At 59.8% G+C, this 17,819-nt stretch carries 5 protein-coding genes; 3 read left to right on the top strand and 2 right to left on the bottom strand.

Annotated elements, in window-relative coordinates:
- The first annotated feature begins 327 nt into the window (after positions 1-327).
- Together ACD578_RS18260 and ACD578_RS18255 are read left to right on the top strand one after the other, a co-directional pair.
- Positions 328-3,039, top strand: coding sequence for a cadherin-like domain-containing protein (locus ACD578_RS18260; RefSeq protein ID WP_404287255.1), 2,712 nt, complete (start codon positions 328-330; stop codon positions 3,037-3,039).
- Positions 3,040-3,135: 96 nt separating this feature from the next.
- Positions 3,136-5,364 carry a CHASE2 domain-containing protein gene (locus tag ACD578_RS18255; protein ID WP_404287253.1) on the top strand — a complete coding sequence of 743 codons (2,229 nt, stop codon included), beginning with the start codon at positions 3,136-3,138 and terminating at the stop codon, positions 5,362-5,364.
- A gap of 23 nt (positions 5,365-5,387) precedes the next feature.
- Here the strand turns inward: ACD578_RS18255 and ACD578_RS18250 are convergent, their stop codons facing one another.
- Positions 5,388-6,641: an MFS transporter gene (locus ACD578_RS18250; RefSeq protein ID WP_404287251.1), complete on the bottom strand. Its 1,254-nt coding sequence runs from the start codon at positions 6,639-6,641 to the stop codon at positions 5,388-5,390.
- 266 nt (positions 6,642-6,907) lie between these two features.
- Positions 6,908-7,171 carry a hypothetical protein gene (locus ACD578_RS18245; protein WP_404287249.1) on the bottom strand — a complete coding sequence of 88 codons (264 nt, stop codon included), beginning with the start codon at positions 7,169-7,171 and terminating at the stop codon, positions 6,908-6,910.
- Between the two features lie 1,275 nt (positions 7,172-8,446).
- Between ACD578_RS18245 and ACD578_RS18240 the strand changes: the two genes are divergently transcribed.
- Positions 8,447-17,470 (top strand): hypothetical protein, encoded by a 9,024-nt coding sequence (locus tag ACD578_RS18240; RefSeq protein ID WP_404287247.1) that lies wholly within the window; start codon positions 8,447-8,449, stop codon positions 17,468-17,470.
- Positions 17,471-17,819: the final 349 nt, after the last annotated feature.

Raw genomic sequence — 17,819 nt, 5'->3', positions numbered from 1 at the left:
TTCTCAATGGCGGGATCTTGGTGACGTACACACAGACCGTAACCTTCATCGGGTTGGTATCGTAAGCTGCGGAGCAAGTTCTCCATCCAAGTTGTGTCCTGTAATATAAGTGCAGGACAGTTTTCTTAGAACTGTAGAGGCGTGTTTGCCATGCTATACGCACGGTTTTCAGAGCGGCCAATAGAAAGAAGCGATTGCTCGGTGAACACCCGGACATGCTCGCACCCGTAGCAAAGTCGGCTGCCAGTATTCCAGCCTCTGAGATCTCATTCCGGTAGGAATGAATGAGCGAAAGAGCTATCATCCCTTGAACACAAGGGTTCAGCTGTGTACCAGTCCCAGGACGGCGCCAGTGTTTTCGACATCTGGATCGACGCCGCCGAGGCGTCGGGTAGTCGCTCTGACCCAGAAGCATCCATTGTCTTTCCGGACAAGGACGTCCTTTTCACCGCCGATTTCAAAAAATCTGGAGCCGACCTGCTGCTGACAAGGCAGGAGACAACGGCAGTGATCCTCGACTATTTCAGGGGCGACCGGCGTCTGAGCATCACGACGCCGGAAGGTGCGAGCCTTTCGGGAGAGACTGTCGAGGCGCTGGCAGGCTCCGATCTGCAAGGACAATATGCCCAGCTCTCAGGGGCAACTGCGGTTCGTGCTCCTATCGGTCGGGTCGAGAAGGTATCAGGAACGGCAACCGTCCTGCGAAACGGCGTGCCGATCGACCTGCAGGTCGGTGACATGGTCGCCAAAGGTGACGTCCTTCAGACGGGAGCAAGTTCCTCATTGTCTATCAAGTTCAATGACGGAACGGTCTTCAGCCTGTCTGCCAGTGCCCGAATGGTTTTGAACGATATGGTCTATGCTGCGGATTCGACCTCGAACTCTGCACTGTTCACCCTCGTTCAAGGCCTCATTGGATTTGTCGCAGGTCGGATCGCCAAGACAGGCGACCTCAAGGTCGATACTCCTGTTGCAACCATGGCGATCAGGGGAACGGCCGTACAGGCGGAGGTCGCTTCGTTCAGCGGCGCCACGCGATTCTCGCTTCTCACCGAACCAGATGGGACTGTGGGCTCGTTCCTGCTGCTGGAGAAGGGCAATCCGTTTCGCGTGATCGCGTCGATGTCGGATGCGCGCTCCTCGACTCTCCTGACTCCCGTGGCCGGTTCTGAGCCACGCATCACGCAGATCACGAAGTCAGGCGACGACATTCGCGGCGAAAGCGATTTCGTCCGGGATCTCTTTCAGGTGTTTGCTCCTGAGCCTCGCCAGAGGAGGGGCAGCAGCGATTTTGAAGACACGCCCATCATTCCGGTGAACTTGCCTCAGCCGGTCGACACGCCCGATCCATCGCAATTCGCCGTCGTCATTCCTGTGGGCACGGGACGCACGTTGTCCCGCAGCCTGATCCTTCCAGGACTCACATCCGAGCCTGCACCGGTGTTTGGCAAGGCTGTCGAGGACGGACCGCTCGCGCGGCTCGATGCGGTGCCGGATAGTCTCACGTTGGACGACACGGCACTGCCACTCGTGATCATACCAGCCTCGTTGCCGCCAGGTGTAAGATATCTTAGTGGATCGCGAAGTTTTTCTTTGAATCCTTCGCATCCGTCCTATCAGCATCTGGGGCAAGGAGAGACCGAAATCGTCACTGTCGATTACGTTTTGCTGAGTGATGATAACATCCGGGTTCCAGCTTCGATCTCCTGGACCATCGCTGGCCGGAACGATGCCCCGGTTGCAGCGAGCGATCGCATCGGCAATATGGACGAGAGCGGACGCAGGATCCTGACCGTGCGCGCCAACGACCGCGACGTGGATGGTGACTCTGTCAGTATCGTTCACTGGACAGCTCCGCTCGAAGGCTCCATCGTCCGCAACTCATCCGGAGATCTTGTTTTCGATCCTGGTCGCGATTTCCAGACTCTGAGCACCGGCGAGACGGCAACAGTGACCTTCGCCTACACGATTTCCGATGCCAAGGGAGGAGCCGATACCGCGAATGTCACTTTGCAGGTCCGTGGCGCGGGGATGTTCTCCTCGCCTCATATGTCCGCTTTGAGCAGTGGAATTCTCGAGTTTAACGACCAACCGGTCTCGCTCATCATCGACGCACCATCAGCGACGACAACCGCAACCGCGAACCTCGATCTCGTCATTGGTCTTGGTCCGGTTCTGCAACCGCAGATGAATATCCTTTATCTGATCGACATTTCAGGAAGCACATCGGATTCGTTCGAGGGGGTGCCGGTCGGCGATCTCAATGGCGATGGGCGGTCCAATACCATTCTCGATGCAGAAATCGCGAGCTTGATCGCACTGACCGAGCGAATTAGAGGGCTGGGATTCTCTCCTGCCGATGTCACGGTTACGGTGATCCCTTTCAATGGCAGCGCCGATCCGGCCGACGCCTCGGCAGGGGGCATCGTGAATGCGGCGACATTCAGCCTTGGAGCTGTGGGTGAAGAGGCGATCGCGAACCATCTGAGAGGATTGAATGCAGGTGGGGAAACGAATTTCGCAGATGCCTTGCGAGCGGCTAACGACAGGTTGCAGGGTCTGGATCAGGGAGGGGAGAAGAACTTCCTGTATTTCCTTTCAGACGGGAACGGACAAGGCTTGATTGATGCCGAGCTCGCGACACTGAACGATGTCTATGAAGCGAAGATCACCGCTCTCGGCGTCGGCGAGAATGCGAGCCTTTCTCAGCTCGATGACATCGATAACACGGGCGGATCCTCGCTTCTGACCTCCCCCGATCAGATCGACATCGCCGTGCTCGGAAGACCGCTTCCAGGCGGTACTGTCGCCGATCTCGACATCTTCGTAAACGGTACTGAAATCCTCGAGATCGGCCCAGAGGATCTTGTCTCGACGCCCAACGGACTTGCCCTTGATGGGTCTGTCGGAGGCCTGAGGAGACTTGTGGGCGATAGCAATACCGTATTGGCGACTGTGACCTTCGCGAGCGGAGAGGTTCTTACGACGGAGCTGACCATCTCAGGCGCTCTGCCCCGCTCGACAGACTTCATCCTGTGAGGGAACGATGCTTCACTCATTGAATGGTTTCGTTTCTCGCTACGAGTGTCATCGCCCTCGAGAGGAGCGATTGAGGATCCTGGCGATCGAGGAAGCATGCGCCACTGCATGGACGGGCGGTCCAGCGGAACCATCGTTGTGATCGCTCTTCTGAAAAGGCTGCGCCGTTTCGGGATCGGACGGATCGTCGGTCTCCTGCTTCTCGTCAGCCTTCTTGCGTTGCGCGTCTGGGATCCCGGGCCTATCGAAGCCCTTCGCCAAAAGTCCTTCGACATCTATCAACTTATCTATCCGCGCGCCGAGCGCCAGGATCTCGTCGGCATCGTGGATATCGACGAGCGGAGCCTATTGGCTCTAGGGCAATGGCCGTGGCCGCGCACGGTCATGGCGGACATGGTCTCGAAGATCACTGAGCTTGGCGGCACGGTCATCGGCTTCGACGTGCTTTTTCCGGAACCGGATCGCAGCTCCCCGGAGGTTGCCGCGACGACCTTCCGGGGATTAGATGATGCCACGAAGGAGAGGCTCCAACGTCTTCCCGGCAACGATGCCGTCTTCGCCGATGCCATTCAGGCTTCCAAGGTCGTACTCGGACAATCCGGCTATCGCGTGTCAGGAACGGCGCCGATGACACGGCCAGCGGCTCAGGCACCCATCGCCACCCTCGGTCCGGATCCTCGCTCTTTTCTGGTCGATTTTCCGCATCTGCTGCGGAATCTTCCCGTTTTGGACGAGGCAGCTCAGGGGCACGGCCTTTTTTCGATCACCCCTGAAGGAGACGGTACTGTCCGCCGCATCCCGGTCGTGGCGGTGGCAAACCAAACGGTGGTCCCGTCTCTGTCTCTTGAGATGCTCCGCGTGGCCACCGGGGCAGGTGTCATTCTCATCAAGACGGATCTGAGCGGTGTGCGGAGCGTCAGCGTGCACGATTTCGAAATTCCGACAGATGGCAAGGGGCGAATCTGGATCCATTTCTCAGCCCCCGATCTGAGCAAGTACATCTCCGCCATCGATCTCTTGCAGGGCCGGGTTCCCGCCGACCGTATTGCCGGAAAGATGGTGTTGATCGGGACCTCTGCCGCCGGGCTTCTCGATCTCAAGGTCACCCCGATTCATGCGGCTCTTCCCGGAGTCGAACTCCACGCTCAACTCCTCGAAAGCGCTCTTACGAGGTCGACCCTGAGCCGACCTAGCTACACGGCCTTCGCCGAGATCATGTTGGCAGCGCTGCTGAGTCTGATCGTCATCGCGTTGGCCCCTAAGGTGAATGCGGGGCCGCTCTTTCTGCTCGGCGGCATGATCGCCGCTCTCACCTTGAGTCTGTCCTGGTATTGCTTCGCGTATCTCGATCTTCTGATCGACTACACCTTCCCGCTGACCTCAAGCTTCCTCGTTTACGCGGTCTTGATCTGCACGAATTATATGACGGTGTCCGCGGACCGCCGATGGATCAGATCGGCTTTCAGCCAGTATCTCTCACCCGATCTCATCGAGCAGCTGGCGCATTCGCCCGAGAAGCTAACCCTGGGCGGAGAGCAAAGAGAGCTGACCGTTTTGTTCTCGGACATCCGTGGGTTCACGGCCATCTCGGAATCGTACAAGGACGACCCGCAGGGATTGACCGCTCTCATCAATCGCCTTTTCACGCCGTTGACCAAGGACATCGTGAAGCATCATGGAACGATCGACAAATACATGGGCGATGCGATCATGGCCTTCTGGAATGCCCCGCTCACCGATTCTTCCCATGAAGCGAATGCCTGCGAAGCAGCTCTCGCGATGCAGGAGAGTCTCGAGGCTCTCAATGCGCAACGCCAGCGGGAGGCCGAAGACGGGCACCTGGTGACGCCTCTTCGGATCGGAATTGGTTTGAATACGGGCGTCTGCGTCGTCGGCAACTTCGGCTCCGACCTGCATTTCAACTATTCTGTCCTGGGGGATACGGTCAATCTGGCATCCCGACTGGAAGGGTTGACGAAGGAATATGGCGTTCTGATCATCATCGGGGAGAAGACCGCTCAGGCCGTCGGTCCCCAATTCGCCGTTCTTGAGCTTGACCATCTGCAGGTCAGGGGCAAGCAGGATCCTGAACGCATCTTCGCGTTGCTCGGACGCGCAGACAAGGCCTCCGACCCTGACTTCGGCGAGCTGTTGGAACGGAACGAGGCCATGCTCGCGGCCTATCGATGCCGGGAGTGGTCGCAGGCCCTTGAGATGATCCTCCTGTGTCGGGAGGCGGGCAAGGATTTCGGGCTCGACGATTACTACGATTCCTATATTCAGCGGATCCGCCACCAGGCCGATGCCTCGGCGTCATCCAAGTGACACGGGCACGGTCCCGCAAGGATCTATGTCTTCTGAAGTTCGCCGCTCCTCGTCACTTCGCTTCGGATGAGCTGATCCCGCTGGGCGAGATCCGGAAACCAGAATCGCCATAGGGCCGCGAGCATGATCGTCCCGATGCCGCCGATCACGACGGCCGGGGAGGCCCCCACCAGCCAGGCCAGCGTTCCCGACTCGAATTCGCCGAGTTCGTTGGAAGCACCGATGAACACCGTATTCACCGCCGCCACACGTCCCCGCAAATCGTCCGGCGTCTCCGCCTGAACGAGAGTTTGACGCACGACGACGCTCACCATGTCGGCCGCGCCGAGGATGGCGAGCAGCACCAGCGTCAGGCCGAAACTCGTGGACAATCCGAACCCCACCGTCGCCAGGCCGAAGACGCCCACGGCCTGCAGCATGCGCAGACCGGCCCGGCGGGCGAGGAGCGACGAGTGCGCCAGGACGATGGCCATGGTGACGGCACCGACGGCCGGCATGGAGCGCAGGAGGCCGAGCCCCCACGGCCCGACATGGAACACGTCGCGGGCGAAGATCGGCATCAGAGCCGTCGCCCCTCCAAGCAGGACGGCAAAGAGATCCAGGGAGATGGCGCCGAGCAGAAGCGGCTTCGTCCGCAGGAAGACGAGGCCTGCGATGACGCGGGACCAGGTCACCGGCTCCCGTTTGACCTCGGCAGGGCGCAGGCGCAATGCGGCGATGAGCAGGGCGGCCAGTCCGAAGCTCACGGCCGATCCTAGGAATGGCGCCGTCGGGTGCACGGCGTACAGAATGCCTCCGACCGCGGGCCCGCTGATGGTGGCGACCTGCTGGACGGAGGAGTTCCACGCGATGGCGTTCGCAAGGTCGCCCGGAGGCACGAGGGCCGGCACGATGGCCTGTGCGGCGGGGTTGCCGAAGGCCCGGGCGGCGCCGAACGCCACCAGAAGGCCGTAGATCGGCAGGAGGCTCGGCACGCCCGCATGGACCTGCGCGAGAAGGCCGAGCGAGGTCAGCGTCATCGCCGAGAAGACCAGAATGAGGATCCATCGCCGGCTGTACCGGTCCGCGACGAGGCCGGTCAGGAGCACGAGGGCCATCGTGGGTAGGAACGAGGCGAGCCCGACCAGTCCGAGGTTCAGCGCGCTTCCGCTGGAATCGTAGACGAGCCAGGCGACGGCAACGGTTTGGACCTGGACGGCAAGCGCCATGGCGAACCGAGCTGCGCAGAACAGTCGAAAGTCCCTGTGGCGGAAGGCCGCCCAGCCCTTAGACCCCATCTCTTTTGTCCTGACCGCTGTTTGGATATGGCGAGGGCTTCTCTAGCGCATCGTGCGAACCCGTATAGGGCCGCGGTAGCGAAAAGGGGACCCGGTTTTCGCCCCGAACGATGCGCCGGTTGGAAAAGAGCATCGGATCGACCCCAAAAGGCAATCCGCTTTTGGGCCCGATGCGCCGGAGCATTTTTCGGCGAAGTGGTCCGGTTCGCCTCAAAAAATGCCGCGCAGCGAAGAAGAGAGATGATTCCACGCAAATGGAAGCAGCTCTAGCGCCCTCTGAGCGCGGCCTCGAAGCTGGCGCGCTGCCTGATCCAGAGCTCGCGGTGCTCCTGCATCTCCTCCAGCACCGCATCGGCGAAGCGCTTGCGGTTCTCGAGATAGCAGGGTGGCCCGAAGCCGCCCTGGCAGCGCCCCTGGTTGCGGCAGGCGCGCCGGCGGCAGGTTTCCGGCACCTGGATCACATCGGCGAGACGGCGCAGGGCATCGTCGGCATCGGGCATGCGGGACAGGATGTGCTGAACACGGCTCATGACAAAACCTCGAAAGAATGAATGGCTGAAAAAGGAGTGTTGGGACAAAGGCATGGGCCTGCGGCCCAGGGCTCGAAAGCCCTGGGCTTGAGACGATCGAGGGTGGCGCGAAGGGCAGCCCGGCTCGATGGGGATGGTGGAATGGAAGAGCCGGAGTGCCTCTTCGCGCACGGCTTTTTTAGGCGGACAGGAGAGGGAAGCTCAGTCAACCGCCGCAGGCGTGGTCCGTCTGCTCGACGGGGGCCTGCGACCGATCCCGACTACCCGCCCACATCCTGGGCCTCCCGTCGACAGGGGTGCGAACCCTGCCACGGGACCGTGCCTGCTTCCACACTGCGACGCCTCGCGAGCGCGCCCCTCTCAGAAGCAGATCTGTGCAACGATATAGCTCAGGTGAAACATCGTGTCAAGAACAAAGTGAGAACATTACATATCGCCCCGTTATCATCTCCCGTCATCACCGGCCCTGTGCCGGTGATCCCGATCCGTCAAGCGCAGCGCCTCTCAGCATCGGGATGGCCGGCACAAGCCCAGCCATGACGGGCAGGGTTTGAATGCCGCTGTCATTCCGGGTTCGCACCGGAGGTGCGCATCGGAATGACAGGGAGGGCGTCGGTCCCGGCTGGAGAGGGCGCCGCCATCGCAGGGGACGGAAATCCATAACGCAGGGCGTTTCAGTGGATCCCCTTCCCGCACAGCGGCTGCCGGGGATGACAGTGTAGCGCTCGTCCTCTCTTCGGAACGGGAGAGGGGCGGCGCCGGACGCGCCACCGGTCCTGGCTCGTGCGAGCCGCCCGGAATGACGGGGAGGGTTGTCATGCCCGAAAGGACAAATGCGCACGGGCATTGTGTCCGCCCTAGCTACGCAGCGGCTGGCGAGTTTGCATCGAAGCAAACGATTGCTTGCAAATCTGTAGCGTCCTGCGCGGACGATCGGGCGGTCATGGGCGGAGCCTCGCCACCGGATCGAACGAGCGGCCCGCCGTGATCGACAGGTCGCAGATTTCCAGGGAATCCAAGCCGTTCAGCCTGCCGGCCGCAGGAATTTGCCCATCGCGGTTAGGCCGAGCTTCTCACCTTTCAGCTCCCCTACGGCAACCTTTGATGGTCAGTTGCGGCGCACCGGTAACAACCAGTGGTAGATTAAGTAAATTTACTTTATATCATTGCCTAATTCGACGGCCGGGATATGTTACGTAATATTAGATCATTCCAGCCTGGCCTATTGGGTCCGGGCGAGTGTGCGTAGCGGCAGAGGCTAAGGGGGACGTCACCATGAACAAGCCCGTTTTCGAGAATGTCATCGGCGAGTCTATCGATATCGGCAACGTGCTGGAGGATACGCTCACTGGCGGTGCGGCAACGCACATGTCGGCGACCGAGACGCCTCCCGCCCCCAACGATGACGATCCGAGCCGTGCCCCGGGTCTCGCCATGGCGCATGATCCGGATGAAGGGCGGCGGTCGATCCAGGCTTACGAGGCGATTGCCGACAAGAGCGCCGGTGGGAAGGCCCAGAAAGCTCCGGCGCAGTCCGAGGCGCGCGCCTTTGGTCACGACCTGACGCCCGGCAAGGTTGAACCCGTCGTCCTCTCGAACGCGACTGAAAAGACCTCGCCTGAGAAGCACTCGGCCTCGGAGGCGGGAGCATCCGATCTTGCTCCCATGAATTCCGCGCCCCGCAGCGACGAGCACGCGGCTTCGTCTTCGCACACCGCGCTGGCGACGGGCGATGCGCCGGTCGTGACGGCGGCCCCTCCGCCGCCTCCAGAGCGGGAAGAAGATCCGCCGACGGAGATTAGCTTCGCCGGCCCCAAGACGTTTGCCGAAGGCCGCTTTGCCACCGGTGACAGCCTCGGCATCTTGTCTGCGAAGGATGCAAGTCCCATCAAGTTCTATGGGGTCCTTGATCAGACTGGAGCTCTCGGCGCGAGGAGGATTGGCGCGTCAACTACTTGGGAAGTGTACGTCAAGGACGCGTCCAAACTGGACTACGAAGCATATGCAAGCTCCAACCACCAGTTCACCATAACCGTTTTAGCGACTGACTTCTTTGACAACCAGGGCGAGCAACCCTTCCTTATTACACTGGAGGATGCTTGGGAAGGGCCCACAGGCCTCGCCTTCTCGGGGACCAGCATCGACGAGAACTCGCAACAGGGCACGTTTGTCGGCAATTTGTCCGGAACGTCCCGGGAAGGCGGTTTTCTCGTCTGGGACTTCAGGGATAGTCTCGATCGGCAAACATTCGAGATCGTCAACAACGGGACGGCCAACGCTTACCTCAGGGTGAAGGATCCGGCTGCTCTGAACTACGAAGCCTATGCTAACCACCGCTATCCCATCGATATGGTGGCGCGGAGTGCGAATGGAGCATCCACGACCGACGCGACGTTCAGTCTCCTGCTCCGCGATCAACAGGAGAATCCGTCCAATCTTCGATTGAGAAGCGTAGAATTCGGAGAATGGGTCCGTGAGGGCGCTCAGCCGGGTAGGAGAATTGCCGATATCTTTGTCGACGACGACGCTGAAGACCGGCCCAATCTTCAATACACGGTCACGGGCCAGGGCGCCCAGTATTTCGAGATCGACAACTCCTCCCCGACGCTTGGCCTGAGGATCAAGCAGGGTGCCCCCGCCATCGACTATGCGACGCTCAAATCAATCTCGTTCGGAATCACGGTCACGGATCCGCTCCACGCGAACGCGTCGGTCTCCGGGAGCTACACCTGGTCTATCAGCGATGAGAACGAGACGCCGACGATCACGGTCCAGGCGGGCAAGGAAAGCACCTCCGCCACGATCCACAATCAGGTCGTCAATCCCTTCACGGGCGTCACACTGGCGGATCCCGACGATTTGGACCGTCCCGACCTTGCGCACCCTCAGACGCTGAGGATCGCCTTCCTTAGCGATAGAGGCGATCTGATCACGCCCGTGCTGCCGACCAAGGTCGAGACCAATAACGGCACCAAGACCTACACCTTCACCGGCAACACACCGAGCCAGTTGCAGGATATCCTGCACCAGATCGGGTTTGATCCTGCCATCGCGGCCTCGACCATCTTTACCATTACTCTCGAAGATCAGTGGGGAATGACGGGCAGGAATACGCAGGTCAATGTGATGGCAGTGGACAATGCGGCTCCACAGCTTCAAGTGTTGCACCCGACCGTATATGCGAGCGATGATGGCCCTGCGGTAAACGCGTTCGCCGAGGTCCGGGTCTTCGACCGCGAAGGCGATCAACTCACTCTCACGATCTCGTTCCTGGAAGCGCAGGGCAAGCTGGGCAATACAGGCGGTGTCGAAGGCACTCTGTCATCAGACGGTCTGACACGAACCTTCACGTTTCAGGGCACGGCAGGCCATCTTCAGAACCTGCTGGCTGAGTTGATCTGGAACCAGGAAGACGGGGAAATGGATGCAACCCATTTCCACATGACCCTGTCGGATGGGCTCTCCCTCATCACGCACGATGGACTCCAGGTAGTCGTCAATGCACCTCCCGCGATCACGATCGACCCCGAGACGAAAGTCACGCGCGCCGTAGACAACGGCCCTGCGGTGAACCCTTTCAAGGGGGTCGAGTTTTCGGACCGCGAGGGCGACGAACTGACGGTCATGATTTCGTTCGTGGACGATCACGGCACCCTCACCGGCCCCAACCTTGGCAGCACCCTCTCAGACGGTATTCGGACCTATACCCTGCAAGGATCGGCGGCCTACCTGAATTCGGTGATGGATCAGTTGGCGTTCGATCCCCGGAACGGCGTCGCCAACACCACGTACTTCCGCATCGGCGTGACGGATCTGAAGCATCAGCCGGTCGAAACCAACGGTATCGCGGTCATCACATCGACCAGCAACAGCGAAAACAACAAGGCTCCCACGATCACGGTCGCTCAGGGGACGGACATCACGACGACACAGGATGCCCAGGCGCCCGTGTCGCCCTTTACCGGCGTCAGCCTGCATGACGCGGAGGACGATTCCCTGACGGTGACGGTCTCCTTCAACGATGGCGAAGGTATCCTGACCGGCTCGCCGGTTACGGGCAGCTCGGTGAATGGCATCATCACCTATACCTTCACGGGCAAAGCCTCCGTCGTTCAGGGGATCCTGCACGGGCTGAAATTCAACCCGGTTGACGGCTACGCCAACACGACGACCTTCACCATCACGGCGAAGGACAATGACAGCCAGCCTGTCGTCAACACGCAGATCAAGGTCGTCAACGAACTCGCCGGCGGCGGCGGCTCGAATGCCGCGCCGGTGCTCAACGTCATCGATAACACGGAAATCACCCATACGACGGATACGGGCACGCCCGTCAATCCGTTCAGCGGCGTCGAACTGTCGGATGCGGATGGCGATGAACTGGAGCTCTGGATCTCCTTCGCCGATTCCCATGGCAAGATCGGAAACATCAACGGTTCGTTCCAAACGACCGTCGTCGGCGACGTGATAACCTACAAGTTCACGGGCTCTGCCCAGGACCTTCAGAACCTCGTGCGGGCTTTGACCTTCAACCCGGTTGACGGTTTCGCCAACACAACGAACTTCACCATCACGGTGAAGGACTGGGCGCATCAGGCTATTACCAACAACGAGATCACCGTCATCACGGAAGTCGCTGGCGGAGGTGGTGGTGGCACGAACACGCCCCCGGTCATCACTGTCGCGGCGGACACGGCAGTCACCGAAGCCACGGACAACGGCCCGGCCGTCTTCGCCTTCAGGGGCGTCGATCTCTACGATGCCGACGGCGATACGCTCACGCTCACGATCTCGTTCCGCGACGATCTGGGGACACTCGGCAATGCCGAAGCCGGCACCAGCACGGTTGTGAACGGCATCCGAACTTTCACCTTCACGGGCAAGGCCGATAGGCTCGATGCCGTCCTGCACAGCCTGACCTTCGATCCCGCCAATGATTCGGCGGATCCCAATGATGTGACGACCAGCTTTACCATCACGGTGAAGGACCCGAAGAACCAGGCTGTCGGCAACAACCAGATCAAGGTCATCGCGACTCATGGCGACGGCAGCAACAGCGCGCCCTGGATCCAAGTCGCCGCGAACAGCGAGACGACCCCCGCGACCGATACCGGCGCACCCGTGTCGCCCTTCACCGGTGTCGACCTCGGGGACGACGAGGATGACTTCCTGACGATGACAGTTTCCTTCCGTGCCGCGGACGGACAATTGTTGAACACCAATGCCGCCACAGGAATGTCGGAACTGAACGGCGTGGTCACCTATACCTTCACCGGGAAGGCGGGCGCCCTCGAAACCATCCTGCACGGCTTGACCTTCAACCCCAAGGACGGGGTGGCCAATACGACTCAGTTCACGATCGGTCTTCAGGATGCCGAGAGCGCGGTCACGAACTCGCAGATCAAGGTCATCACCGAGATCGCCGGCGGCCCCAACGGCAATACGGCTCCGACGATCACCGTGGCGGACAATACGAAGGTGACGGACGTCAAGGACAAACAGCTCGCGCTGCCGTTCCGCGGCGTCGATCTCTTCGATGCGAACGACGACACTCTGACGGTGACGATCTCCTTCCTCGAGGTGAACGGTACTCTGGAGATTCAACCCGTTACCGGCGTTCAGGTCATTGACAGCGGCGTCCTGAACGGCGTTCGGACCTGGACCTTGATCGGCAAGCAGGCTCCCTTGGATGCCGCCCTTCAGCAAAAGGTCTTCTTCAATCCGTCGGATGGCGTGGTCAGGCAGACCAACTTCACCATCGCCGTGAAGGACGACTCTCACCAAGCCGTCAAGAACGAGGAGATCATCGTCAGGGCCTCCGTCGACGGTGCGCCGAATGCGCCTACCTGGGACACCGGAGGAACGTCTGTTCAGGTCGATGAGAATACGATCAATTTCCCGTATTTCATCAAGGCTCAGGATCCGGAAGGCCAAGCTGTTAAATACAGCTTCGTGCCGGAAGCCGGCAACAACAACAGCCTTTTCGTGATCAATCAGGATACGGGCGCGATCACCTTGGCGCCGGACGCGCATCTCGATTACGAGACCGCACAGGCTCTCAATATCTACGTGCGGGCAACGGACCCCAACGGCCTCCAGGGTCCGGTTCAGAAGCTCACGATCAACCTGCGTGACGCCAACGACGTTCCCACCGGGATCCAGTTCAAGGATGCGCCGGCCAAGATCTTCATCAATGCGGCGCCGGACTCATCCGTCGTCCGGGCCGAGGCCATCGATCCTGATCAGAACAGCGGTAACAGCAGCTTCCTTCAGAACAGGTACAAGTTCTCGAACGGCCTGCTGGAGTCCGGGAAGTTCAAGATCAACGAGTTCACCGGCCAGATCACCGTGAAGGAAGCCTTGAGCCCGGATGAGCTCGGGCCGCAATCCCTCGAAGTCATCACCTACGACAAGGATCATCCAAATGACTTCGTCACGGCGACCTATCAGTTCACGGTCGAAAGCGCACCCTATCTCTGGGTGGATGATCCGGAAACGGATGTGCTCGATACCGGCATAGCTTCGCCGTTCACGAATGTTACGATTCTCGACGGCGGCCAGTCTGGCGTCTACCTGAAAATCACCTTCGACCCGAACGAGGGCGCTTTCGATCTCAGCGAGATTCCGTGGTGGTATGAAGACTTTATCGATGCAACGACACCGGGCGTTCTGAAGCTTATGGGGTCGATACAGGACACCATCGCCGCTCTGCCTTATGTGAAGTTCAACCCGAAGGACCGCCCGGACGGCGAGGTCGGCAATTCGGTGCCGATTTCCTTCCATCTGTCTCTCGTCGACGATGCCACGGAGACAGTACTCGCCACGAATGACAGCATCGTGGTCAATTCCCAGGTGGAGAACCGCGCTCCCACGATCGAGAATGCCACCGCGAACCTCACCATCGCCGACAATGAGAACGTCAATCTGGTGACGCCCTTCACCGGCATCACGTTCAACGATACCAATGCCAACGATGATATCACCGTCAGTATCACGGCCAACAGCCAGTACGGTGGCGCCTTCATCAAGGCCGACGGAAGCATGGTCTCCGGGCCGATCACTCTCACCGGCTCGGTGGCGGATGTGCTCGCGGCCGTGAGGGCGCTGAAGTTCAACCCTGCGGATCGGGACGGAGACGCGAGGGACGCGACCGATATCGTCACCTTCTGGATCAGCGTTCACGATGAGGCTGGAGCCAGCGTCTCGCTAATGCCGAACATCACGGTCACGTCCGTCGTAGCCAACCGCGCGCCCGATTCGATCGTCCTCACGATCACGGGCACCCCGAGCACAGAGGTCAACGACGATATCGGCGTAAACCAGATCGTCAGCTCGCTCGGCGCGCATGACCTCAACAATGATCCCATCGTCGCGTACCGCTTGGACGAGCCGACCGACAAATTCTACCTCAAGGAGGAGAACGGAGCCTGGAGCCTTTACGTCAACGACGCCCTCGAATTCGATGACGCTCCGCACACCGACGGCACTCTCCGCTGGTACGAGGTCAAGGTCTCGGCCTGGGACGGCAGGAACTGGTCCGCGTCTCAGACGCTGAAGATCTTCATGAACGACGTCGACAACATCGCCCCGGTCATCGTGGTCGATCCGAATGGCAAAACCGAATGGCCCGTGGAGGACAAGGATGTTGTCGCGCCCTTCAAGGATCTGACCTTCGTCGATATAGACGGTGATTCGATCCTCGTGAACATCGCCATGGATGTGCCGTACGGCGGGCAGTTCGTTCTTCCGAACGATGCCGACTTCGCCGATATCGAGATAAATAAGGACAACGTTGAGTACGGCACGATCTGGGCGAGGGGCAATCAGGCCCGCGTGACCGAATACTTCAAGCTCCTGGCCTTCAATCCCGCGAACAATCTCGGTCCACTAGGCACTGTCGTTCCGATTAGCTTCAGCGTCTTGCTCTATGACGAAGACTTCGCCTACACCTCGCGGAACGTGACGGTGAATACGAAGGTCACGGGCGGCCCGGACAACATGGCGCCGGTCCTCTGGATCGCTCCCGCGACGAAGACGACGGACGCGACGGTCGATGGGGCGTCGGTGTACCTGTTCCGCGGGGTCGACCTGTCGGACAAGGAGAACGACGACCTGACGCTGACGATCATGTTCGCGGTAGGGAAGGGTCAGCTCAAGGGCACTACGGTCCAGGGTGAGCTGTCATCCGATGGCCTGACCATCACCTATCGTTTCGTGAATCTGAAGGCCGACGCTCTGGACGTCCTGCTGCGGCAGCTGAGCTTCGACCCGCAGGTCGCGGGGGATACCACTTTCAAGATCAGCGTCGACGACGGGCACCATCCGCCGGTGATGGACGAAGTGAAGGTGCACACCACCGCGGATCCGGAACCCGGCAATAGGGCGCCGACGATCGTCATCGGCGACGACACCACGGATGCGGTGGACAACGGCGCGAACGTGATGCCCTTCCTCACGGTCGACCTGTCGGACAAGGACGACGACAACCTCACTCTGACGATCTCCTTCACCGACAGCCACGGCAAGTTGGAGGGCACGAACGGCTATCTCGGCTCCGTCAGCGGGGGCATTCGCACCTTCATCTTCACAGGCAATGCGGATCAGCTCGACGCCCTGCTGCACGGCCTGGCCTTCAATCCGGCCGACAATCTCGCCGTCAACGGTGCCGTCACGACCACCTTCACCCTGTCGGTGCAGGATTCCCGGCACCCGGCCGTGTCCGACGAGGTCATGGTGACCACGAGCCGGAACCACCCCAATCCCGGCAACGCCCCGGTCGACATCGCCCTGGAGCCGAACTTCGTGGCCGAGAACCTGGGCAACCAGCAGATCGGCATCCTCAAGACCTTCGATCCGGATGTGGGCGACACCTTCACCTACAAGATCGTGGATCAGAACGGCAATGAGGGGGATAGGGACAGCCGCTTCGTCCTCGCCGTTGTCAACAACCAGGTCGTCCTCAAGACCCTCGGGGAGCTCGACTGGGAAAAGGACGATCTGAAGACCGACTTCTACGGCAAGTACTACGAGGTGACGGTCAAGGTGACGGACAGCTCCAACCGGTCATTGACGGAGGCCCTCAAGGTCTACGTCCAGGACGTCAAGGACGATCCGTCCAAAGCATCCCCGTCGATCGAGGCGGCCGGGATCCAGATCGCGGTCGATGACGACAAGGTCGTTACGCCCTTCGCGCAAGCCTTCGGGAATGTGAAGTTCATGGATCCGGACAGCACCGACATCACGGTGACGATCGCGCTCGACTCGCCCAGCGAAGGCTGGTTCGATGACCAATTCCTCGGAGGCGGCATCTACAACACTCAGACCGGAGTCTACACCGTCTCGGGAAAGATCGCCGACGTCCAGGCTGCGGTGCAGGGCCTGAAGTTCCACGCCGCGAGCCGTCCCAACGATCCGGTCGGATCGCAGGTGATCACAGACTTCGCCATCACCGTGAGCGACGGCAACTCCTCCGCCCGCAACACCAACATCCACGTGAAGTCGATCGCGGTGGATGACGGGGACAATCAGGCTCCGACGAACATCCATCTCAGTCAGACATACGTCCGCGAACATCTGCCCACCGGAGATCTGGTCGGCATCCTCCGGGCAACCGACACGGATGCGCTCACCTGGACGATGAAGGCTGGCGCCGATTGGAATGGAGCGTTTGAGATCGTTCGAAACGAGGTTCGCGTCAAGGACCGCACGAAGATCGATTTCGAACAGGTTCGCGCTACCGGCGGTACGGTCTCCTTCACGGTCAAGGTCAGCGATGGCCATACGGAAGTCGAACACGTGATCACCCTCAACGTGGAGGATACGTTCTCGGAGAACGTCACCGGAACGCAGGAAAATGACACCCTTACTGGAGGTGCCGGCAACGACATCCTCAACGGCAGCAACGGCAATGATCGCCTGAGTGGCGGCATCGATAACGATATCCTGACGGGCGGTCTAGGAGCGGACTCGTTCGTGTTCGACTCCACATTGTCGAGCACGAGGAACGTGGACCGGATCATGGACTTCAAGATCAGCGAGGGAGACAAGATCCTTCTGTCACGGTCCGTCTTCGGGAATAACGTCGGTGAGGTCGGCATGCTCAGCGAGGGCGCCTTCCGTGAGGGAACTACAGCTCAGGATGCGGACGACCGGATCATCTACGATCCAACGACCGGCAAGCTCTATTACGATTTCAACGGGAATGCCGGAACAAACGCCCCCATCCTGTTCGCACAATTCCGGATCAATGCCAGCAATCCGGCTCCAGTGCTTACGCATGAGTTCTTTTTCGTGATCTGAACCTGAGGAAGAGGGGGCTTGTATCAGCTCTTTCTTCCCTTTAAGAAGTATCTTAACGTTATATCAATTCGTAGGGGGACAGGATGTCTATCATCTTCAAGGCGGTTTCTCACAATAACGCCCACCAGACGCAAATAAATAATTTCCAAATCGGCGTTGACGAGAATATTCCAACAGGCACCATCCTTGGCCAAATTGTAGGCACTCAAGGAGAAATGGTCGCGGGACTACAGATTTCGCGGCTCGCAGCCGATGTCAGAGATTATGGCCGGTTTGATCTTTGGTATGGAACATACAATGGTGTCACGGGCTATTATTTGATTGCTAGCAATGGCGGAAATTCTAACTT

The sequence above is a fragment of the Microvirga sp. RSM25 genome, assembly GCF_044784385.1.
Lineage (GTDB): Bacteria > Pseudomonadota > Alphaproteobacteria > Rhizobiales > Beijerinckiaceae > Microvirga > Microvirga tunisiensis.
This window is presented reverse-complemented; position numbering and strand designations above follow the sequence as displayed.

Bases quoted from the DNA above. Each gene is read 5' to 3' on its own strand.
- ACD578_RS18255 (WP_404287253.1), top strand. From the start codon at position 3,136: ATGCGCCACTGCATGGACGGGCGGTCCAGCGGAACCATCGTTGTGATC.
- ACD578_RS18250 (WP_404287251.1), bottom strand. From the start codon at position 6,641: ATGGGGTCTAAGGGCTGGGCGGCCTTCCGCCACAGGGACTTTCGACTG.
- ACD578_RS18245 (WP_404287249.1), bottom strand. From the start codon at position 7,171: ATGAGCCGTGTTCAGCACATCCTGTCCCGCATGCCCGATGCCGACGAT.
- ACD578_RS18240 (WP_404287247.1), top strand. From the start codon at position 8,447: ATGAACAAGCCCGTTTTCGAGAATGTCATCGGCGAGTCTATCGATATC.